At 69.0% G+C, this 19,131-nt stretch carries 21 protein-coding genes and 1 pseudogene; 9 read left to right on the top strand and 13 right to left on the bottom strand.

What is annotated here, in order from left to right:
• Positions 1-9: 9 nt before the first annotated feature.
• From NE235_RS07380 to NE235_RS07365, 4 genes and pseudogenes are all read right to left on the bottom strand, one after another.
• On the bottom strand, positions 10-177 hold the full coding sequence (locus NE235_RS07380) for a hypothetical protein (RefSeq protein ID WP_252800196.1): 168 nt from the start codon (positions 175-177) through the stop codon (positions 10-12).
• Positions 178-472: 295 nt separating this feature from the next.
• Positions 473-1,032, bottom strand: a pseudogene (locus NE235_RS07375) (IS5 family transposase); the annotation flags it as partial.
• Between the two features lie 44 nt (positions 1,033-1,076).
• Positions 1,077-2,045, bottom strand: a complete 969-nt coding sequence (sigJ, locus tag NE235_RS07370) for an RNA polymerase sigma factor SigJ (RefSeq protein ID WP_252800195.1) — start codon at positions 2,043-2,045, stop codon at positions 1,077-1,079.
• Between the two features lie 83 nt (positions 2,046-2,128).
• On the bottom strand, positions 2,129-2,863 hold the full coding sequence (locus tag NE235_RS07365) for an SDR family oxidoreductase (RefSeq protein WP_252800194.1): 735 nt from the start codon (positions 2,861-2,863) through the stop codon (positions 2,129-2,131).
• A gap of 66 nt (positions 2,864-2,929) precedes the next feature.
• On the opposite strand from NE235_RS07365, the gene NE235_RS07360 reads away from it, so the two are divergent.
• Positions 2,930-3,328, top strand: coding sequence for a Scr1 family TA system antitoxin-like transcriptional regulator (locus NE235_RS07360; RefSeq protein ID WP_308206033.1), 399 nt, complete (start codon positions 2,930-2,932; stop codon positions 3,326-3,328).
• On the top strand, positions 3,325-3,474 hold the full coding sequence (locus tag NE235_RS38620; RefSeq protein WP_406567550.1) for a DUF397 domain-containing protein: 150 nt from the start codon (positions 3,325-3,327) through the stop codon (positions 3,472-3,474). Before NE235_RS07360 ends, NE235_RS38620 begins: the two co-directional genes overlap by 4 nt.
• Before the next feature lie 139 nt (positions 3,475-3,613).
• Here NE235_RS38620 and NE235_RS07355 read toward each other — a convergent pair whose 3' ends face one another.
• Together NE235_RS07355 and NE235_RS07350 are read right to left on the bottom strand one after the other, a co-directional pair.
• Entirely contained in the window at positions 3,614-4,903 is a 1,290-nt protein-coding gene (locus tag NE235_RS07355; RefSeq protein WP_252800192.1) for an MFS transporter, read from the bottom strand.
• 79 nt (positions 4,904-4,982) lie between these two features.
• A complete protein-coding gene (locus NE235_RS07350; RefSeq protein ID WP_252800191.1) occupies positions 4,983-6,323 on the bottom strand; it encodes a hypothetical protein in 1,341 nt (446 codons plus the stop codon).
• Between the two features lie 244 nt (positions 6,324-6,567).
• Between NE235_RS07350 and NE235_RS07345 the strand changes: the two genes are divergently transcribed.
• Positions 6,568-7,386 (top strand): DUF5753 domain-containing protein, encoded by an 819-nt coding sequence (locus NE235_RS07345; protein WP_252800190.1) that lies wholly within the window; start codon positions 6,568-6,570, stop codon positions 7,384-7,386.
• On the top strand, positions 7,383-7,499 hold the full coding sequence (locus NE235_RS38615; protein ID WP_406567549.1) for a DUF397 domain-containing protein: 117 nt from the start codon (positions 7,383-7,385) through the stop codon (positions 7,497-7,499). Before NE235_RS07345 ends, NE235_RS38615 begins: the two co-directional genes overlap by 4 nt.
• Before the next feature lie 246 nt (positions 7,500-7,745).
• Here the strand turns inward: NE235_RS38615 and NE235_RS07340 are convergent, their stop codons facing one another.
• The gene (locus NE235_RS07340; protein ID WP_252800189.1) at positions 7,746-8,018 is read right to left on the bottom strand and encodes a hypothetical protein; all 273 of its coding nucleotides are present in this window, start codon (positions 8,016-8,018) and stop codon (positions 7,746-7,748) included.
• 565 nt (positions 8,019-8,583) lie between these two features.
• Between NE235_RS07340 and NE235_RS07335 the strand changes: the two genes are divergently transcribed.
• Complete coding sequence (locus NE235_RS07335) at positions 8,584-9,276, top strand: hypothetical protein (RefSeq protein WP_252800188.1); 693 nt, start codon at positions 8,584-8,586, stop codon at positions 9,274-9,276.
• A 155-nt stretch (positions 9,277-9,431) separates the two neighbouring features.
• On the opposite strand, the gene NE235_RS07330 is transcribed toward NE235_RS07335, so the two are convergent.
• Positions 9,432-10,655, bottom strand: a complete 1,224-nt coding sequence (locus NE235_RS07330; RefSeq protein ID WP_252800187.1) for a hypothetical protein — start codon at positions 10,653-10,655, stop codon at positions 9,432-9,434.
• Between the two features lie 298 nt (positions 10,656-10,953).
• Between NE235_RS07330 and NE235_RS07325 the strand changes: the two genes are divergently transcribed.
• The 3 genes from NE235_RS07325 to mtnB are packed head-to-tail and all read left to right on the top strand — an operon-like array spanning position 10,954 to position 13,345.
• A complete protein-coding gene (locus NE235_RS07325) occupies positions 10,954-12,027 on the top strand; it encodes an S-methyl-5-thioribose-1-phosphate isomerase (RefSeq protein ID WP_252800186.1) in 1,074 nt (357 codons plus the stop codon).
• A complete protein-coding gene (mtnC, locus tag NE235_RS07320) occupies positions 12,024-12,716 on the top strand; it encodes an acireductone synthase (protein WP_252800185.1) in 693 nt (230 codons plus the stop codon). The genes NE235_RS07325 and mtnC overlap by 4 nt, the downstream gene beginning before the upstream one ends.
• Entirely contained in the window at positions 12,713-13,345 is a 633-nt protein-coding gene (gene mtnB, locus NE235_RS07315; RefSeq protein WP_252800184.1) for a methylthioribulose 1-phosphate dehydratase, read from the top strand. Before mtnC ends, mtnB begins: the two co-directional genes overlap by 4 nt.
• Positions 13,346-13,388: 43 nt before the next feature.
• Here the strand turns inward: mtnB and mtnK are convergent, their stop codons facing one another.
• From mtnK to NE235_RS38610, 5 genes are all read right to left on the bottom strand, one after another.
• Positions 13,389-14,603 (bottom strand): S-methyl-5-thioribose kinase, encoded by a 1,215-nt coding sequence (mtnK, locus tag NE235_RS07310; RefSeq protein WP_252800183.1) that lies wholly within the window; start codon positions 14,601-14,603, stop codon positions 13,389-13,391.
• A complete protein-coding gene (locus tag NE235_RS07305) occupies positions 14,600-15,631 on the bottom strand; it encodes an ABC transporter permease (RefSeq protein ID WP_252800182.1) in 1,032 nt (343 codons plus the stop codon). The genes mtnK and NE235_RS07305 overlap by 4 nt, the downstream gene beginning before the upstream one ends.
• Positions 15,628-17,139, bottom strand: a complete 1,512-nt coding sequence (locus NE235_RS07300; RefSeq protein ID WP_252800181.1) for a sugar ABC transporter ATP-binding protein — start codon at positions 17,137-17,139, stop codon at positions 15,628-15,630. The genes NE235_RS07305 and NE235_RS07300 overlap by 4 nt, the downstream gene beginning before the upstream one ends.
• Positions 17,130-18,209: a substrate-binding domain-containing protein gene (locus tag NE235_RS07295; RefSeq protein ID WP_252800180.1), complete on the bottom strand. Its 1,080-nt coding sequence runs from the start codon at positions 18,207-18,209 to the stop codon at positions 17,130-17,132. The genes NE235_RS07300 and NE235_RS07295 overlap by 10 nt, the downstream gene beginning before the upstream one ends.
• Positions 18,210-18,336: 127 nt before the next feature.
• Positions 18,337-18,453, bottom strand: coding sequence for a putative leader peptide (locus NE235_RS38610; RefSeq protein ID WP_406567548.1), 117 nt, complete (start codon positions 18,451-18,453; stop codon positions 18,337-18,339).
• Between the two features lie 47 nt (positions 18,454-18,500).
• Between NE235_RS38610 and NE235_RS07290 the strand changes: the two genes are divergently transcribed.
• A complete protein-coding gene (locus NE235_RS07290; RefSeq protein WP_252800179.1) occupies positions 18,501-19,082 on the top strand; it encodes a 1,2-dihydroxy-3-keto-5-methylthiopentene dioxygenase in 582 nt (193 codons plus the stop codon).
• Positions 19,083-19,131: the final 49 nt, after the last annotated feature.

The raw sequence follows: 19,131 nt of genomic DNA, 5'->3' as shown, positions 1-19,131 counted from the left end.
AACCGGTCCTTAAATCTTCTGGTTGCGGATGTAGTCGGCGACGGCGAGCGTGGCATGGACCTGGGCTTCGGCGTGCAACCGTCGGCTGGCCTGTTGCTGTTCGGGTTCGTCGGTGTCCAGTTCGCGGGCGGAGGCCAGTAGGCGTTCGGCCGCGTCGTAGTGTTCCTGTCCCGTCATGACGTGATCCTTGCCCAGTCAGAGCGCCGTCTACCGAACCTGTTGAACGCATCGTCTGGACACGAGTCCAGATCTAGGCGGCCATGGAAGGCATGGGTGACCAGGATCGGGCAGCGTACTGCTCACGCCGTTCTGTGGTAGGCCACCCACCAATACGACCTTTCTTTGCGTGACCATATGATTACATGGAGTCCATGGGATCTCGTGCGCACTACGTCGTGAAGGCCGGTGGTTCGTGGTGGAGGTCGGCGCGTCGTTCGTAGCGGGTGCGGAGTCGTTTGAACTGGTGCAGTCAGGCGAAGGCGCGCTCGACCACCCAACGCACCTTGCCCAGTCCTGAGCCGTGGGCGACACCGCGTCGGGCGATCATGGGCTTGATGCCGCGCTTCCACAGCAGGCGGCGGTACTTGTCGAAGTCGTAGCCCCGGTCGGCGTGCAGACGCCGGGGCTTGCGGCGGGGACGTCCGCGCAGACCCCGGATCGGTGGGACCGTGTCCGGCAGTGGCAGAAGCTGGGTGACGTCGTGCCGGTTGCCGCCGGTGAGCGTGACGGCGAGCGGGATTCCGTGACGGTCGACGATCAGATGGTGCTTGGAGCCGGGGCGGCCCCGGTCAACGGGCGAGGGGCCGGTGCAATCCCCCCTTTGAGCGCCCGAATGTGCGAGCCGTCCACCGCGCAGTCGTCGAGGTCCAGCAGGCCGGCGCGGCGCAACTCGTCCAGCAAGACGACATGTAGGCGGGGTCAGACACCGGCCTCGGTCCAGTCCCGCAGCCGACGCCAGGCCGTCACCCCGGAGCGGCCCACGGTCTCCGCGGGGACATCGCGCCAGGCGACACCCGTCCGCAGCACGTACATGACGGTCGAGTACAAGATCCGCAGCTCAAACCACTCTAAAACGATCAGAGTGACCAATTTGTTAGCTTCATTGGATTCAGCATCAGCCACACGTTCGTGACGCCTTCATCACTGACGTCAAAGGTAACCATTCCGTATCGACGCCCCTCACTTCGAAGAATGTATCCGAGACCGTCAGCTGTGTCGCGTCGCTCAAGACGGAGGGCGGGCTGCTTGCGCATCACTCCCATGAACCACCGGGCTACATGATCCGACCCACGGATGACCCGAGGTGCGGCATTGACGAAGCCGCCGCCGTCTACTCGTAGTTCGACGTCTGGAGCCAACACGCGGAGCAGGCCCTCGATGTCCCCTCTGACAGTTGCACCACGGAATGCTCGAACAACCTCATCATGCTGGTGGGGAGAAACCTGTGCGCGTCTTCCTCGTCGAACGTGGCGGCGTGCGGACGTTGCCAATTGCCTTGCTGCTGCTGCTGCTGAACGACCTACGACACCAGCAATCTCGTCAAACGGGACGCCGAACACATCATGCAGCACGAACGTCACTCGCTCTGCTGGGGTCATGGCCTCGAGGACCGTCAGCAATGCCATGCTGACGGCATCATCGAGGGTGACACGTTCGAGCGGATCAGCAGCGAGATGACTGGAGTTCAGCGGCGCAATGGCTGTGTCTGCGAAGAGGTCAGCTGGAACTGGCTCCGGCAGCCATTGCCCGACGTACGTCTCCCGTCGCGCCCGCGCGGAACCCAGCAGGTCGAGTGAGATGCGGCTCGCAACTCGAATCAGCCATGCTGCAGGCGCGGCAATCTCGTCGCGTTTCTCGGGCTCAAGGCGGTACCACCTCATATATGTCTCTTGCACGACGTCCTCGGCATCGGCCAGGGTGCCCATCATGCGAAAGGCTAGCGACAGCAGACGATGCCGCTCCGCCATGATCGAATCGAGAGCACGTGATTCATCACGCTCGGCTTTTCCGAACTCCGCGGATTCGAGAGGAAGATCTTCCGGCATGGGGTACCCTTTCCCATTGGAGCGCGGCACGCCTAACCTATTGCCTGGCGGTCAGACGTTCCCGCCTCTCTCCACTATCGCATTCAGGCAGTGGGGATCCCTGCAATCGGGTACCGCACGGTGCCTGTCCGGTACGCGCCGCGCGGAACCATGGCATCGAGGGGCTCCTGTCCGTCCACGGTCACAACCTCACGATCGTCTCCGCGATCGGCCAGAGTGGCACGGAAGAGGTCGTCGTGGTAGAACCGGTCAGGTCCAGCGATCTCGACCACACTCCCCGGCTCCAGCGTCGTGACAGCCTCGGCGAGCAGCTCGATGACTTCGTCCAGCTCGACGGGCTGGATGAATGACCTCGGAGCGAAAACCTTTCCGTCCATGGTGTGCTGGTCAATGAGGACAGGAATGTAGCTCTGGAACTGGGTGGCCCGGATGATGGTGGCGGGGATCGAAGCGGATCGCACGGCCTTCTCCTGCGCCACCTTACCGAGGTAGTACCCGATCTCAGATGCGTCTCCTTCCCCGACGCCGACAATGGAGAGCACGATGTGATGACGCACACCTGCCCGCTTGCCCTCCGCAGTCAGGTTGTTGATCGCTCCCTCGAAGAACGAGATTGCCCCCTCCGCATCAAACCGGGGGGTGTTGAGGACGTTCACGATGGTGTCGACTCCGACGAGAGCCTCGGCGAGCCCCTTGCCCGAGATCACGTCGATCCCGTCCTCAAGTCCTCCCGAGACCACCTCGATGCCCTTGGCCTCCAAGTTGTCAGCGAGGCGGGACCCGACACGGCCGCGCCCACCAGCGATGAAAACCTTCATTTCCTCACTCCGCTCCGGGGCGCCAGTCGCTGCCCTCACCAACATGACGACGCAGGCCGGAGAAATGTGAGGCTGCGAAGCAGGCTTGCTACAGGCCTGTTGCAGACAGCCGACTACGCCCGCGAGGTCATCCGCTCGGCTCTCATGCCGCTCTACCCGCCCGCCGAGATCGAAAGGCGGGTCGAGGTGCGCCTGGCGCGTCAGCGCGTACGCCACAGGGAGAGGCCGCTGGAGCTGTGGAACGTGATGGACCAGGCCGTGCTGGAACGGAGCATCGGATCACCAGAGATCATGCGTGCGCAGTACGAGCAGCTCATCGAGCTGGGCGAACTCCCCAACGTCACCCTCCAGATCCTGCTTCGACCATGTACGCGCTATAGCGTTGAGTCCAGACGATTCGCTGATCATGCTCAAGCAGTTGGCCAGCGGAAGACGAGACTGAACGCAAGGACGAGGCATCGATGACGCCGGCTCAAGGTTTGAACCAGAACGGCATCTGGCGTAAGAGCTCCTACAGCGGCGATGGGCCGGACTGTGTCGAGGTCTCCGTAACCGAACCAGTGCATGTAGGCGGGCGGGTGTCCCGCCAGCGGCGACTTTGTACCTCCTGAGGGGACAGCCTCCAACGCGACCTGCCGCCGGCGTGCAGCGAAGTCGACGAGCCGCTACCGGCCCGGCCGGTGGCGTAGATGCCTTGGACGCCGTAGCTGCCGGGGACCGCGGCCGGAGCGTGGGAGAACACGCCGGACGTCATGGCGCCGCGGGTTGCGGTGCTTTCTTCGCGTACGCCTCGTGGACCGGGATGTCGCGTAGGCGACGGATCGGGGAGAGCACGATGAACAGCACCGCCAGCCATGAGCCGAGTGCCGCCATGAACAGGGTCTCTCGCAGGCCGATCCAATCACCGAGTACGCCGCCGAGCAGGCCGCCGATCGGCTTGGCGCCCCGGATCGCCCAGCGCATGGTGGCGTTCATGCGCCCGAGCAGTTCCGGGGGGCATACGGCCTGCCGGTAGCTGACCTGGGAGACGTTGAACATCACGACGCCGGCGGTCGTCGCGCACAGCCCGGCCGACACAAGGACCATGCCCCAGCGGGGGCCGGCGAACGGGATCAGCAGCGCGAAGCCACCAAGGAACAGCTTGCCCGCCCAGAACATCCTGGCGGAGCCGATCAGCTGCGAAAGCGGCCCGACGGCGAAGGCGCCGGCGACACCGCCGGCGCTGCCGAGGCCGAGCACGAGACCGATGGTCTCGGCGTGAGCATGCAGCGTGCGGGCGAGGAACACCACCAGCACGGTCGTCAGCGTCATGTTGAACAGGCTGGACACGGTGGCACAGGCGGCCACACGGCGCAGGACGCTGTGCCCCGCCACGTAGCGGAAGCCCTCCGCGATCTGCTTGCCGATCGTCTTGCGCGGCCCCCCGGCGCGCGGCGGGGGGTCCGGGGCGCGGATCAACACAAGTGACACGATGCTGACCACGAACGACACGCAGTCGGCCGTCACCGCGTACGCCGCCGAGCCCAGCAGCGACACCAGCCCGCCCGCGAGGCTCGGGCCGACGACATCTGACAGCGAGTTCGTGATGCCGATCTTGCCGTTGCCCTCGACGAGCTGATCGCGCCGTAACAGGATCGGCAGGTAGCTCTGGTAGGCGATCTCGAATACGGCTGTCAGGATGCCCGCGATCAGCGCGGTCACGTAAAGCTGCGGCATGCTCAGATGGCCGAGGATCGCCGCGAAGGGCACCCCGGCGAGCACCACCGCGCGACCCGCGTTGCTCCAGATCATCAGGCGGTGCTTGACGGTCCGGTCCACGAGCGCGCCCGCGGGCAGGGCCACGAGCAGGTACGCCACCGTGCCCGATGCCGACAGCACGCCGACCTCGAACGTCGACGCGCCGAGCACGGATACCGCGATCAGCGGCAACGCCAGGACCGTGACCGCCGAGCCGACGTCACTGACCGTCTGGCCGCCCCACAGCAGGAGGAAGTCCCGGTGCCGCCAAAGTGACCGCCGCTTCGCCGGTGTCCTGGTCACGCGCGTTTCCCCTCATGACCCGGCGCAGCCGCGTACGGACGATGCTTGCTCGCGCGCGCGCCGGAGACCGGCGCGCGCGTCACGCGATCGGCGGTCGCTCACCGGCGCCCCAGTCGGTGTCACGGTGGCCGAAGACGACCTGCCGCCCGCCGCCCTGCGCGACGTTGACGCGCAGCGACTCACTGATCCGGGACGTGTACCCGGCCCACGCGCCGTGCAGCAGCACGATCGACAGGTCCTGGTAGCACGGTCGGCCCTGCCACTCCCGCCGATACGCCGGCACCGCACGCTGCGCCAGCCAGCCGTCCTCGGCGGCCCGGCGCACGACGGTCCGCCACCGGTCCTCCTCCTGCTCGGAGCCCACGTAGACGCTGTTGCCACGCGTGTCATAAGGGCCCTTCACGACCCACCCGGCGCGGTCGGCGAGCAGGTCGGCGGGCTCGACGCCGTCGCCGACCTTCCGGCTGTACGGGATCAGCCGCTCGACCGCCTCCTGCTCGGCGGCCGTGAACATTCCGGAGAAGCGCGGGTCGGACAGCAGCGCGAGGCACAGCTTGTTGTCGCCGATCCAGCGGCCCGCCAGCGGGTTGGCGATCCGCAGCTTGCCCGACGAGACACGGTCGAGGAACGCGGGCCAGCGCGCGATGTCGGCCAGCACCGGCTGCACGCCGTACTTGAGGTAGCCCGCGCGCAGGTCGCGGGCCAGCCAGTCCTCTAGGCCCGGGTCGACGCGGACCGCGCTGTGCCCGGTCTCGGCGAGCAGGTCGGTCATCCTGTCCAGTTCGAGGACGTTGCCGCCGGTCTTGTGGAAGATGCCGAAGGGCCCGTCGGCGCACTCCGGCCCGACGGCGGTGCGCAGGAACTCCGGGAACCAATGGCGGTCGTCGAGCCGGGTGCGGGCCACGCCCCACTCCTCCAGCACGTCCCGTACCGGCGGCACGTCCCGCCACAGCGCCGCGTACGCGCTGGTGAACAGCACGCCACCGGGGCAGTTCGCGTTGAACTCCACCACCCGCGCGGTCGCCACGTCGCCGCCGACGAGGTCGAAGCGGCAGAAGTCCACGCGGTAGTCCCCGATCGGCGCGGCGTCCACCCACGCGCGGAGCACGGCGGGCACGGCGAGGAAGTCCCGCACCCGCGCGTCCGTACGGTGCGCGAGCAGCACCTTCCGCCACGCGGACACGACCAGCGGCACATGCCGGGCGAGGTGCCGTTCCGCGTCGGCGGTGAGCTGCACGAGGCTCGCCAGCATCGGGTACGGCGCCGTCCGGCCGTTCTCGGTCTTCACGAGGCGCTCGGCGTCGGCGGCCTCACGCACGGCGGCGGCCAGCCGGGCGAACTCCACGGGCGGCAGGCGCCGCGCGACCCGCTCGGTCGAGTCGGTACTGAGCAGCCGGTCCGGGTCGAACAATGCGGTCATGGCCCCTCCTCAGTTCAGGCTTGCGATCAACCATCCCCTCGCATTGAGCGATCGAATCGCTACTCAGCGTGTCCTGATGTGTGGCGCCAGGTCGTTGGGTGGATCGGTCTGGAGCGGTGGAGATCGGCCGACGTCTGGGGTCGCCGTGCCTGTTCGGGCGACCTTTCGGAAAAGCGCCACGCTGCGCTCGCAGCCCGTCTACTCTCCGTGTAAGACCAGTTACTCGGGATGTACGGGAGGGGCGATGCGAACCACCCGAGACCCGCTCAACCCCCAGATCTCTCTCTGGCACATGCTCGCCTACCAGCTGCAGTGGGAGCGCGAGAAGCAGGGCCTCTCGCTGGCGCAGTGGGGGAAGATCGCCACTGCTGCGCCGTCGACGGTCTGCAACATCGAGGCGGGCCGCAGGAAGATCGACGAACGGCAGGCGAAGATCCTCGACCACCGCTTCCAGACGGGCCGACGCTTCGAGCTACTGCTCTGGTACGCCCGCAAGGGCCACACTCCCGACTGGGCGCAGTCCATGACCGCGTACGAGGCCATGGCCCTCGTGATCCGGATCTATCAGGGTCAGGTCGTCCCGCCTCCCTTTCAGACCGAGGCATACGCGCGGGCGCTGGTGCGGGCCAGGAGCATCGCCAACGATCCGGAGGAGACCCTCGAAGCGCGACTGGCGCGGCAGGCCGCGATCCTCGATCGGCCGGATCCGCCGCACGTCTGGCTGCTCCTCGACGAGAGCGTCCTGGACGACTGTGTCGGCGGACCGGAGGTCATGCGGGCGCAGCTCCGTCACCTGCTCGACCTGATGGAACGGCCGCGCCTCTCCGTGCGGATCATTCCCCGGTCCGCGGGCGCGCATATCGGTAAAGACGGTCCTTTCCGTGTCGTCACTATCGATTCGCGCGATATTGCCTACGCTGGAGCAGCACGGGGCGGTCGGCTGATCGAGATGTGCGACGAGGTCGAGGAGTTCCGGATGGACTTCGACCTGCTCGGGCAGAAGGCGGCGTCCGACGCGGCCTCGCGCGTCCTGATCGAACGGCGATTGGAGGCCCTCGAGTGACGGTCCAGTGGCGCAAGAGCTCAGTCAGCGGCGCGGTGAACGACGAAGCGTGTGTTGAGGTGGCACCCCTGACCAGGCGGGAGGCCGCCGCCCTGATGGCGCAACTCCGCTGAACGATCCGGACGCGGTCCGTGCGGTCACGATCGCGCCGGCCGGCCGTGAGGCGAGGGCCGGGCGGAGATGGTTGTCTCCCTGCGATTCGTTTCGTTCAGCCGTGTGGCTGGGCGAAAGATCGCAGGGAGACGCGGTCTCATCACAACGGGGGTGGTTACCCGCGGGAGGACCAGCCTCGTCCCGTCAAGGACGGGAGGGCTTCACCCTGGCCGGTGTGGGCCGATCAGGGTGCAACCCCGGGGGTCTCATTGGGCCCCGAGTAGAGCCTGCAGAAGGGAGGTGATCTTTCCGAAGTCGGTCATCACACCTACGGCGATCAGGACTGCGTACTTCGTGCTCGCTGGGACCTTGCCGGTCCCGTCGTCGAGTCCGCACGCGACCCTGATCTTCACCATCGCCTCGCCGATCAGCTGAGTCTTGAACTTCGAAATCTTGACTCGGTGCTCGTACTGGGCGACCTCAGCGGTGCGCTGAGCCTCTTCCGCGCTGATCTTCCGGGACCTGCTGTGCCGAAACATGAAGCTCCTTCATGCGTAGGCGCAACGCAAAGAACCCGGGTAATCAGCCCCGGCTCCTCTTGTCACACCTGGTCGGAATGGTGCAACGTCCATGAGGGAGCCGGGGGGCTCTTCTCTATGGAGTTGTGAGCCGAGTGTGGCACGGGGCCGCAGGCCCTGGCTAGACTCGGTAAGCACGTAAGCCCCTCCTCGTAAGCGGCGGCCTAATCACCCGTCGGCAGGGGCGCGAGAGAACGACGGGAAGGCTCCGTGTGCCGAAAGGGCCGACCCGTCGTTTCTCTTTTCGGGTCGTCCGCGAGGCCGCCAGAGCTCTCGCCGGGCGCGTAAGCCCTTCCTTGGAAGCGGCGGCCTAGTCACCCGTCGGCAGGGGCGCGCCGGGGGAGCGGCGGGAAGGCTTCTGCGACGAAGGGCCGACCCGCCGTTTCTCTTCCTCAGGAACCGAGGTCTACTGCGGCTGAGTTGGGTGAAAGCCGCGAGGACGTGGCGGTGGCCGCTATAAGCGGGATCATCGTCCGTCCGATGAATACGGCATCGCAACGCGTAATCATATGATTACATCGAGTTCATGGGTTCTCGTGCGCATTACGTCATGAAGGCCGGTGGTTCGTGGGAGCGTCGCTACACGCAGTGGGGCGGGGACTCCATGGAGCTGGATTTGCTCGCCGGCCCGGAGACGGCCACCCGGTTCGCTCGTGGGCAGCGGTCCGAAGACCGGTGGCTGGACGAACTGGACTGCGAGGCGGCCGCGCTGATCGACCATGACGAGCAGCGCCTGCTCTGGTACTCGCACTGCGACGGGGACGTCGGCTACCGCGCGGCGGTGCTGGCGGTCATGGCCAAGACCTGGCCGGGCTGGCGGATCGACTGGGCCTACGGCGGGCTCTACGACATCCTGGACACGCTGGGCGAGCCACTCCACGGCCGTTTCCGTCATCGTTCGCCGTTCCAGGACGACGACTCCCCGGCCCCGAAGCACCCTACGACCGGCATTCTCGCGCGCGATGACGATTTGCTGCGAGGTTTGACGAGACTGGTCGAGGAGTTCGACGCTCACCAGGACGTCGATCAGGCGACAGAGTCGATCTCCCTTCTGCTCCGTGCCGTCGGCGCGCTCACCTCGAGCATCGAGGCGATGGGGCTGGAAACCCACGTCACGGGCAACGCCTTCGCTCATCGGCCGATGGATCTCACCGACGCGGAAACGGCCGCCGTGCACGCGGCGTTCGAGGCGGTACGGAACGAGTACGGCGGAGCATGAGCCGTCGTACGCCGATCGACGTCCCTTTCCCGGCACGTACGTCTGCTCCGGAGCAGCGGTCCGGTCGTGCTGGGCTCGGGTCCGAAGCCCGACCCCGAAGGATGAGTCGGGTCGGCGACGGCTCGTCGGCGCTCGCCAGCCTTCGTCAGAGTTCCTTATCGGCGCGAACTCATGTACTGCTGTGTGAATCGCCCTGCGAGTCCCTCGGTATCGAAGGCGAGGTACAACGCGACAGCGTCGTCATGGCCGAGGATCCCCTTGATGCCGCGGAGTGGGAGCTGGGGGCTGGCGCGTCGGATGATGAAGGTTTCGCGGCTGCGGATCCCCAAGAGCACACGCCGTATGGCGATGCACCCTTCAGACCAGACGGTCTCCTCGAGCACCGGCGCACCGACGTTGCGCGGCGCCGTACTGAAAACGACGCCGGCAAGGTGCGGCGCGGCGGCGAGTTCCCGCCGTATCGGGACGATGAGACTGTTCAGCTTGGCGGTCAGAGGTTTCTTGCTCCATGGGGTCGCCCAGGCCACTGCCCCCGCGTCTTCGATGAAGGCCCAACCTCGGTGCCCACCGTCAATCTGCTTAGCTGCCCGCTGGATGCCCACCCCTACACGTCCCCATAGATCCCCATCAAGGAGAGCGCCCTCCATCGGACCACTTTCGTCGGCGAGAATCTGTGTCCGCCCGGCGCCGGGACCGTCGACAGCGGTTGCGCCGATCGCAATCGCTGCCTCAACCCGTTCGGCCCACGCATCGAGCTCTTGCGCATCGCAGACATTCGCGCCGGTGATCGACAGTCCTTTCCTGAGGCGGTTCTCAAGCGCTACCTTGCGCAGGAACAGCCGGTCGTGGAAGTCGTTCGTTCCTCGAATGTCCTGGTCGTATCCCAAGTGCTTGACCTCGACGTCGAAGGTCGTACCGGAAAGTGACGCACGCAGGTCCGGTTTCCTCCCGGAGACGTGCGACCGTGGAGCGATCTCGATACGCCAACCCTCGATGCTCAGCGGTGCTGCTATGGTCAGAAGCGCTCGAAGGTGGGCGAAGTAACCGGCCTGTCGGTCCGTCGATGCCTCCCGCCGAAGCGCTCCGATGCCCGGCTGTTCACGAACTGCCGCGATGCGCCCGGCCAGCTCCAGAACTCTGATGACTCTTGACTCGCCCATCGAAGGGTACAGATCACCGTGCCAGAGAGCGGCGCTCGGTTGTTCGACCTGTCGTCGGACATAGTCAGGCCCAAAGAACCAGCGCAACACCTCGAGGGCAGCGCATCCAGATTCGCTCGCGAGCAGACGTTCACCCCACGATTCCCAGGTCGGGTGTTCTGGTGCCTGCGGCATATCGGGCCTGGCCTGCTGCTGATCAGCTGCCTGAGAGGACGTCACGCATCCAGGATGAAGCCTTTGACGGCGGTGCGGGGGCTATTCGTTCCTCGCCTGCGTTGCACTTCCGGGTTGCCTGAGCAACTGGGCGCGGAAGCGGGCGGCGCCCATGGCGACGGCATGATCGCCGCTCCTACGACTGAGCGGCGATCCGAACGAGTGCACTCGCTGCGCGCCTACGCGACCCCGACCGGCCGGTGAAGGGACGGGACGGGGCGACACGAGATTCTTGGGTTTGCCTATTGAACAAGTAGGAAATACACTCTCACCTCGTGAATCCTGAGGTGGCAGGGGTGTACGGGTGACGGGCGCGGCCGTGGAGAGGCCGCCCCGGCCGACGCTCGCGGATTCCGTGCAGATCACCGAGGCGGGCGTCGAGGTCCTCGACAGGAGGGTCTTCCCGTTCGAGCGGCGGTGGGTCCGGTGCGCCTCGGTCGAGGACGTCGCCGTGGCGATCGAGGACATGGTCACGCAGAGCTCCGGCCCGCTCTTCGCGACCACCGCCGGCATGGTCCTCGCCGCCCGCGAGATCGAGCGACTGGAGCCTGAGGCCGCCGACCGGAGACTGCGCGGGGCGGGCCGACGGCTCATCGCCACCCGCCCGACCAACAACGCCATCCGTGACGCCGTGCACGCCATCCTCGACGCCACCGTGGACGGGCCGTCGGCCGGCGCTTCCGGGGAGGAACTCGCCGCCGCGGTCATCCGCAGCGCGGCGGCCGTCGACGACGAGTACCGGGCCCGCAGCGCCGCGCTCGGCGTGCACGCGGCGACGCTGCTGCCCGACGGCGCGAAGGTGCTCACCCACTGCTGGGCCGACTTCTACCTGATGGCGACGGTCGAGGCGGCGCAACGCGCGGGCAAGCGTCTGGAATTCGTATGCACCGAGACCCGGCCGTACCTCCAGGGCGCGCGGCTGACCGCGGCGACGCTGGTGGAGTACGGCTACGAGCCGACGGTGATCACCGATGGAATGGTGCCGGCCGCGCTCGCCGACGGCCTGGCGGATGTCGCCCTGACCGCGGCCGACCGGGTCACCCTCGACGGGCACGTGGTCAACAAGGTGGGCACCCTCGCCGTCGCCCTGGCAGCGCGGGAGTTCGGCGTGCCCTTCTACGCGCTGGTGCAGGCCCCTGATCCGCAGGCGCCGCGCCTGGAGGACGTCGCCATCGAGCGCCGTGACGGCGACGACGTGCTGCACGTCCTCGGTACCCGCACCGCGGCCACCGGCACGCGCGGCTACTACCCGGCGTTCGACGTCACGCCGCCACGGCTGGTCACCCGCATCGTGACCGAGAACGGCGTCTTCGAGCCCGCCTCGGTCGCCGACCACTTCGCGGACCACCGGCTCCCGAAGGAGAGGACGTCGCGATGACGACCGACTGGATCGTGCTGGACATCGAGGGCACGACGAGCGCCACCGAGGCCGTCCACAAGGGCCTGTACGACTACGCGCGCCCGCGCCTGGGCCTCTGGATCGAGGCCCACGCCGACGGTCCGCAGGTGAAGGAGGCCCTGGAGCAGGTCCGGGCGGAGACCGGCGCCGCCACGACGGCGGAGGTCGTCGCCGTGCTGCACCGCTGGATGGACGGGGACGTCAAGGCGACGCCGTTGAAGACCTTGCAGGGGCAGATCTGGGCCGCCGGTTTCGCGGCCGGCGAGCTCACCTCACACTTCTTCGCGGACGTGCCGCCCGCCCTGGCGCGATGGAGGGCGGAGGGGATCCGCGTCGCGGTGTTCTCCTCCGGCTCGGTGGCGAGTCAGCGCCCGTGGTTCCGGCACGGTGACGCTGGTGACCTGTCCGCGTACGTCGAGGACTACTTCGACACCGTGAACGCGGGACCGAAGCGTGAGGAGTCCTCCTATCGGCGCATCGCCGAGGCGCTCGGCGCGGAGCCGGCGCGGACGCTGTTCCTGTCCGACGTGCCCGCCGAGCTGGACGCCGCCGCGGCCGCGGGCTGGCGGACCGTCGGCGTCGCCCGCCCCGGTGAACCGAACGCCACGGCCGGCTTCGGCCCGCACCCCGTGATCGACTCCTTCGACCGTCTCGAGGACCACGCATGACCTTCACCGAAACGCTCGCGCTCGACCACGTCCTGGCGGCCGGAGACCGGCTGGCGGCCGAGTCGGCACGCTTCGCCGGGCTCGGCTGGATGCGCGGAACATCTGGCAACCTGTCCGAGGTCGTGAGTCGCGACCCGCTGCGGCTCGCGGTCACCGCGAGCGGCCTCGACAAGGGCGAACTGCGCGCCTCCGACATCGCGGTGGTCGACGACGCCGGCGTCTCGGTCGCCGTCGACGGCCTCGCGTCACTGCGGCCCTCCGCGGAGTCGGGGCTGCACGCGCGCGTGGCGGCGGTGACCGGCGCGGACGCCGTCGTCCACGTGCACTCCCTCAACGCGGTCGTCGCCGGGCACCACTGGCCGGACGGCGTCCGGCTGCGCGACCTGGAGATGCTGAAGGGCATCGGCCGCCGGGCCGACGATGACGAGGTCGTCGTCCCGGTGATCGCGAACAGCCAGGACATGGCCGAGCTCGGCGACCGGTTCGAGGAGGCGTACGAGGCGGGCACTCCGGCGGTCATCGTCGCCTCCCACGGCCTGTACGCCTGGGGTCCGGACCTGACCCGCGCCCGCCATGTGACCGAGTGCCTCGACTGGCTTCTCGGCTACACCGTCGCCACCGCCCGCTGATCCGGCGGGCCGCCGGAGCGCCGGCGGCCCGCCGTACGGGAGATCAGTCCACCGTGGCCAGGATGTCGCCGACCTCGTCGAACAGGCGCCGTACGTCGGTGTGGCGCGGGCTGTCGACGAGGAGGAGCCGGGCGGACCGGAGGACGCCGCGCACGGCAACCGCCCGTTCGGCCTCCGGCAGGGTCTCGATGTCGGCCACCTTGGAGAACCCGATGACGCGCCGCGCCGCCTTCGCCGCGGCGAACCCGGCGGCGTCCGCGCGGACCGTGCCGAGGAAGCGGTCGCGCACCCCGTCGCCGAAGACCCGCGGGTCGACACGCCCCGGCCACAGCGCGCGGAACTCCGCCTCGAAGGCGTCCCAGGCCACGCTCGCCTGCCGCAGCACCCAGGCCGCGTGGTCCGCCGCGCCGAGGACGGTCGCGCGGGCGGCGGCCAGCACGAAGTTGCCCCACAGCGCTCCCAGGTCGAAGCCGACCGGCCCGTAGAACGCGAACTCCGCGTCGAACGCCCTGGTCGAGCGCGGCGTGGTGCCGGTCGCGGCCCGGACCAGGACGGAGCCGGTGTGGAGGTCGCCGTGGATGAGCGCTTCGGCGTGCGTCATGAAGGCCAGCTTGGCGGCGCCGATCGCCGCGCGGACCGCCGGGTCGCCCACGTACGCGGCGACGTCGGCCTCGTTTGCGGGCAGCACGCTGTTGTGCTCGTGCCGGATGTACGGCTCGGTGAAGACCAGGTCCTCGGTGATCCGGCACAGCTCCGGGTTGACGGCGCGGGCGAGTGCGGCCTTCTGGTCGGCCGGGTCCAGGCCGAACACCGAGGTTCCGAACGCGACCCGTGCGACGTACCGGCCCAGGTCGGCCGCCGCGCCCTCGTGGCGCAGGCCGTCGATGAGCGCGCCGCGCCAGACCCGGTGATCGGACAGGTCCTCCATCGCGATGACGTGCCGGTCCTCGTCCGCGTCGTACAGGGCGGGAACGTACTCGGGCGCCATCGCGCCGTGCGCGGCCAGGGCGTTCGCCTCGAACCCGTTGCGGTCAGGGGTCACCGGCCAGTCCGGGGCGATCCGGACCCACGGCAGGGACTGCTTGAGGACGACGCTTCCCTGGCCGTCCGCATCGACGACGAACACGAGGTTCATGTTGCCGTCGCCGACCTCGCGGACGGCGGTGACGCGGCCGGGGTCGATCCGTTTCGCGAGGGCCGGGCGGCCGGCGATGTAGGCCGGCACGGCGGCGATGTCGAGGATCTCGTAGTCGTTCATCGGCGACGTCCTGGGGTGAGGGTGAAGCTGGTCACGAGGGAGACGACGAGCAGTGCGCCTTGGACGAAGGTCTGCGTGTAGTACGGGGCGTTCAGCATGGTCAGCCCGTTGATGACCACGCCGATGAACAGCGCGCCGACGGCGGTGCCGACGACGTTGGGCCGGTTGGCGCCGAGCACGGCGAACCCGATGAGCGCGGCGGCGACGGCCTGCATCAGGTAAGGGTCGCCGGCGCCCACGTCACCGCGGCCGAGCCGCGCGGACAGGAGGATGCCGCCGACGGCGGCGCACAGCCCGGACACGGCGTAGGCGAGCGCGCGGTAGCGGCCGACGCGGATCCCGGCGAGCCGGGCGGCCTGGGCGTTGCCGCCGATGGCGTACAGCGCCCGGCCCCAGCGGGTGTTGTTCAGGAAGACGTACGCGACGACCGCCAGCAGCGCCATGACGATGACGGGTACGGGAACGGACGCCACCGTCCCGGAGCCGAACCACGTGAAACCGGAGGTGTACCGGCCGGGCGCGGGCCGGCCGCCGATCGTCATCCCGGCGGACACCGACTGGCCCGAGGTGATGATCAGGGCCAGGCCCTGGAACAGGAACATGGTGCCGAGCGTGGCGATCAGGTCGGGTACTCCGGCCACCACGACGAGCAGCGCGTTGACGCCCGCCACCAGGAGGCCGGCGAGCAGGCCGATTCCGATCGCGGTCGCGCCGGTCAGGTCGAACCGCACCATCGCGAGGGCGGTGACCATGACGACGAAGCTCACGTTGGCGCCTACGGACAGGTCGAAGCCGCCCGCGGTCATCGAGACGGTCACGCCGAGCGCGACGATGGCCACGATCGCCACCGACTGCAGCACGATGAGCAGGTTGTCGTACGTCGCGAACGACGACCGTGCCGCGCCGAAGAACACGGTGACCGCGACCAGCACCACGAGCAGGCCGTACCGGTAGCCGGCCGTGGCGAGGCGCGCGGCCGCCGGGGCGCGTGGGGGCGCCTCTGGCGAACCATCGGTCACAAGGGTCACGTTCCTCCTCCTTCATCGGCGCCGCCCGCCATGAGCGTGGCCAGGCGGTCGGCCGACGCGTCCGCGGCGCTCACCTCCCCGGTGCGTACGCCGTCGTGCAGGACGATGACCCGGTCGGCGACCTGGAGCACCTCCTGCGGGTCGGACGAGGCGATCACCACCCCGAGCGCGCCGGCCCGCTCCCGGATCCGCCGGGCGATGTCGGCGCGGGCGCCGACGTCCACGCCGCGGAACGGCTCGTCCAGCAGGAGGAGCCGGCACCGGCCCTCCAGCCACCGGCCGACGACGACCTTCTGCTGATTGCCGCCGGACAGCGCGCCGATCTCGGCCTCCGGTCCGGGGCCGCGCACTCCGAACACCTCGATGACCCGCCGGGCCGCCGCCGACTCCGACCGGCGGGACAGCAGGCCGATCCGGCTGTGGTCGCGGAGCCGGGGGAGCGTGACGTGCGCCCGTACGGACCAGCCGGGCAGCACCGCCTGGGCCTCTCGTTCCTCCGCGACGAACGCGACGCCGGCGGCGGCCGCGGCGCCGGGGTCGCGGGGCCGGTACGGGCGCCCGTCGAGGTCGAGGGCTCCGGAGACGAGCGGCCGGGCACCGTACAACTGCTCGAGGAGTTCGGTCTTGCCGGAGCCGACGAGCCCGGTGACGCCGACGACCTCGCCGGCGCGGACCGTCAGGTCGAGGGGAGCGGCGCCCGGGCGGGTGCGCAGGCCGGTCGCCCGCAGCACCGGCTCGCCGCCGTCGCGCACCTCGTGCGTCAGGGCACCGACCTCGCCGCCCAGCATCGCCTCGACGAGCCGGGGTCCCTCGACCGGCGTCGCGAAGACCCGGCGGATCGCGCCGTCGCGCAGCACGGCGACGCGGTCGCACAGCTCCTGGATCTCGCTCAGCCGGTGCGAGACGTACAGGACGGCGACGCCGTCGGCCGCCAGCCGGCGCACCATCGCGATCAGCACGCGGATCTCGGCGGCGGACAGTGCGGACGTCGGCTCGTCGAGGATGAGCACGCGGGGCCGGCGGGACAGCACGCGCGCGATGACGATCTGCTGGCGGACACCGGCGGGCAGCGATTCGACGGGCGCGTCCAGCGGTACGTCGAGGCGCGCGGCCTCGGCGATGGCGCGGGCGGCGGCGCGGGTACGGTCCCGGCTGACGAAGACACCGGACCGGCCCGGTGCCAGTGCGTCGAGCGTCAGGTTCGCGGCGACGTCGGCGCCGGACACCACTCCGGCGTCGATGTCCTGGTGGACGGTCTGCAGACCGGCCTCCTGGGCGCGCAGCGGGTCGCGCAGGTCCACGGGCGTCCCGTCGACGCGGATCTCGCCGCCCGTCGGGCGGGTCACGCCGGACAGGATCTTGATGAGGGTGGATTTCCCGGCGCCGTTGACGCCGATGAGACCGAGCACCTCGCCGGGCGCGATCTCCAGGCTGACGTCACGCAGCGCCCAGGTGGCGCCGTACCGCTTCGACAGCCCGGAGACGGAGACGACCGGGGTCACTTCCATGGCACGGGCGCCACGTCCGGGGTCTCCAGGGCGGGGAAGGCACCGGCGAGCTGCTGGACGTTGGTGATGCCGTGGTCGCGCAGCGCCTGCTGGGTGATGAGCGTCGGCGGCACCTTCAGCGCCGTGGCGACCTGCCGTCCGGCGACGCGCAGCGCCGCGGCCCGTACGGCGACGCGGCCGACGTTGGCGGGGTCGGTCGCGGAGGTGGCCGTCCAGGGGCTCTTCGCCGCGGTGAGAACACCGATGTCGGCGGTGGAGACGTCGGCGCCGTAGACCTTGACCTTGTTCTGCAGGCCGAGCTCGTTCACGGCGAGGGTGGCACCCTTGGCGAACTCGTCGTACGGCGCGAAGATCGCGGTGACGTCCGGATGGGCCTGCAGCGCGGCCTTCGCCTGGTCGGCGACGGCGGACGCGGTGGAACTGTTCACCACGCCGATCTTGGCGACCTGTGCGATGCCGGGATTGTCCTTCTTGAACTGCGTCCAGGTCTCGTTGCGACGGTCCAGCGGCGCGAACCCGGCGACGTAGGCGTAGACGACCTTGGCCTTGCCACCGGTGTCCTGCTTCAGCACGCTCAGCGCCTGCGACGCGATCTGGTGGTCGTCCTGATCGAGCGTCACGGCCTGGGGAGTGCCCGGGTCGACGTCGAAGGCGACGACCGGGATGTTCGCGTCCACCGCCTTCTTGATCGCGGGCTGGATGGTCTGGGCGAAGCCGTGGTCCACGATGATGGCGTCGGCCTTGTTCCCGACCGCCTGCTGCAGGTTCAGGGCCTGCTTGTCGTTGTTGTCGTCGCCGCTGGACACGTCCAGGGTGACGTTCAGGGCCTTCGCCTCGGCCTGTGCTCCGGCCAGCCACTGCTCGAAGTAGTCGCCGGAGGACAACTGGCGGACCAGGGCGATGTGCACCCCACCCTTGGCGAACTTCTCCGGGACCTGCTCGGTCGGCCGGTGCGTGCTCGTATCGGTCGGCGCCGCGGCGGACTGCGTACCGGGGGACTTCTGCGAGCAGGCGGAGAGCGCGGTCACCGAGAGCAGGCCGGCGGCGACGGCGACGAGGGTCGTGCGCATGTTGATCTCATCATTCGTTCGGTGGGCCGCGGGCAGCGCGGCGCGCGGGGAGTGGGACGGCGCTCCGGAGCGGGGAACATACGGGAGCGCGGAGCGCCAGGGGAGAGACGGGCCGGGATCGGCCCGGTCAACAGGAGGCGCCGGCCACTCTCATCAGATCGATGTGGCGACGCCCCACGAGAAGCCGTCGCGGGATCACGGGCGGCAGCGTAGCCACGGATGGGCCACTTTGTCCACTTTCCATACTGAGTTAGTCTGGTTATCCGGCCTTGATTGAAGGAGAATCGGCGCATGACGCATCTGAGCGTGTACACCGACGGGGAGCGTCCCGCGACGGTGCTCGAGACGGAGGACGCCGGCGAGATCGCCGCGGTCCTGAAGGAGATCGACGTCGTCCTGCGGCAGTGGCCGGTGGCCGAGGGGCACGGCGGCTCGCAGGAGGAGATCCTCGACGCCTACCGCGAGCAGGTCGACCGCGTCGTCGCGGAAGAGGGCTACACCCTCGTCGACGTCGCGCAGCTGCATCCGGACGGCAGCCCCGAATGGCCGGCGAAGGCGCGGGCGGCGCGGGAGAAGTTCCTGTCCGAGCACACGCACGACGACGACGAGGTTCGTTACTTCGTCAGCGGGTCCGGCATCTTCTACCTGCACGTCAATGACCGGGTCTACGCCGTCCTGTGCGAGGCGGGCGACCTGCTGACGGTTCCGCGCGACACGACGCACTGGTTCGACATGGGCACCGAACCCGACTTCACGGCGATCCGGTTCTTCCACGACGACGACGGCTGGGTCGGCGACTTCACCGGCGACCCGATCGCCGAGCGGATTCCCGACTTCGACTCCATCGTGGCCCGGCGGGCCTCCCGGGCCTGACCCGCCGGGCTCCCGGTCGTGGACGGCGCCGGCTTCGCCCACGACCGGG

The sequence above is a fragment of the Actinoallomurus spadix genome, assembly GCF_024055725.1.
Lineage (GTDB): Bacteria > Actinomycetota > Actinomycetes > Streptosporangiales > Streptosporangiaceae > Actinoallomurus > Actinoallomurus spadix.
This window is presented reverse-complemented; position numbering and strand designations above follow the sequence as displayed.

Coding starts and splice junctions, on each gene's coding strand:
- NE235_RS07380 (WP_252800196.1), bottom strand. CDS start 177: ATGACGGGACAGGAACACTACGACGCGGCCGAACGCCTACTGGCCTCC.
- sigJ (WP_252800195.1), bottom strand. CDS start 2,045: ATGCCGGAAGATCTTCCTCTCGAATCCGCGGAGTTCGGAAAAGCCGAG.
- NE235_RS07365 (WP_252800194.1), bottom strand. CDS start 2,863: ATGAAGGTTTTCATCGCTGGTGGGCGCGGCCGTGTCGGGTCCCGCCTC.
- NE235_RS38620 (WP_406567550.1), top strand. CDS start 3,325: ATGACGCCGGCTCAAGGTTTGAACCAGAACGGCATCTGGCGTAAGAGC.
- NE235_RS07350 (WP_252800191.1), bottom strand. CDS start 6,323: ATGACCGCATTGTTCGACCCGGACCGGCTGCTCAGTACCGACTCGACC.
- NE235_RS07345 (WP_252800190.1), top strand. CDS start 6,568: ATGCGAACCACCCGAGACCCGCTCAACCCCCAGATCTCTCTCTGGCAC.
- NE235_RS07340 (WP_252800189.1), bottom strand. CDS start 8,018: ATGTTTCGGCACAGCAGGTCCCGGAAGATCAGCGCGGAAGAGGCTCAG.
- NE235_RS07335 (WP_252800188.1), top strand. CDS start 8,584: ATGGGTTCTCGTGCGCATTACGTCATGAAGGCCGGTGGTTCGTGGGAG.
- mtnC (WP_252800185.1), top strand. CDS start 12,024: ATGACGACCGACTGGATCGTGCTGGACATCGAGGGCACGACGAGCGCC.
- mtnB (WP_252800184.1), top strand. CDS start 12,713: ATGACCTTCACCGAAACGCTCGCGCTCGACCACGTCCTGGCGGCCGGA.
- mtnK (WP_252800183.1), bottom strand. CDS start 14,603: ATGAACGACTACGAGATCCTCGACATCGCCGCCGTGCCGGCCTACATC.
- NE235_RS07300 (WP_252800181.1), bottom strand. CDS start 17,139: ATGGAAGTGACCCCGGTCGTCTCCGTCTCCGGGCTGTCGAAGCGGTAC.
- NE235_RS07295 (WP_252800180.1), bottom strand. CDS start 18,209: ATGCGCACGACCCTCGTCGCCGTCGCCGCCGGCCTGCTCTCGGTGACC.
- NE235_RS38610 (WP_406567548.1), bottom strand. CDS start 18,453: ATGGAAAGTGGACAAAGTGGCCCATCCGTGGCTACGCTGCCGCCCGTG.
- NE235_RS07290 (WP_252800179.1), top strand. CDS start 18,501: ATGACGCATCTGAGCGTGTACACCGACGGGGAGCGTCCCGCGACGGTG.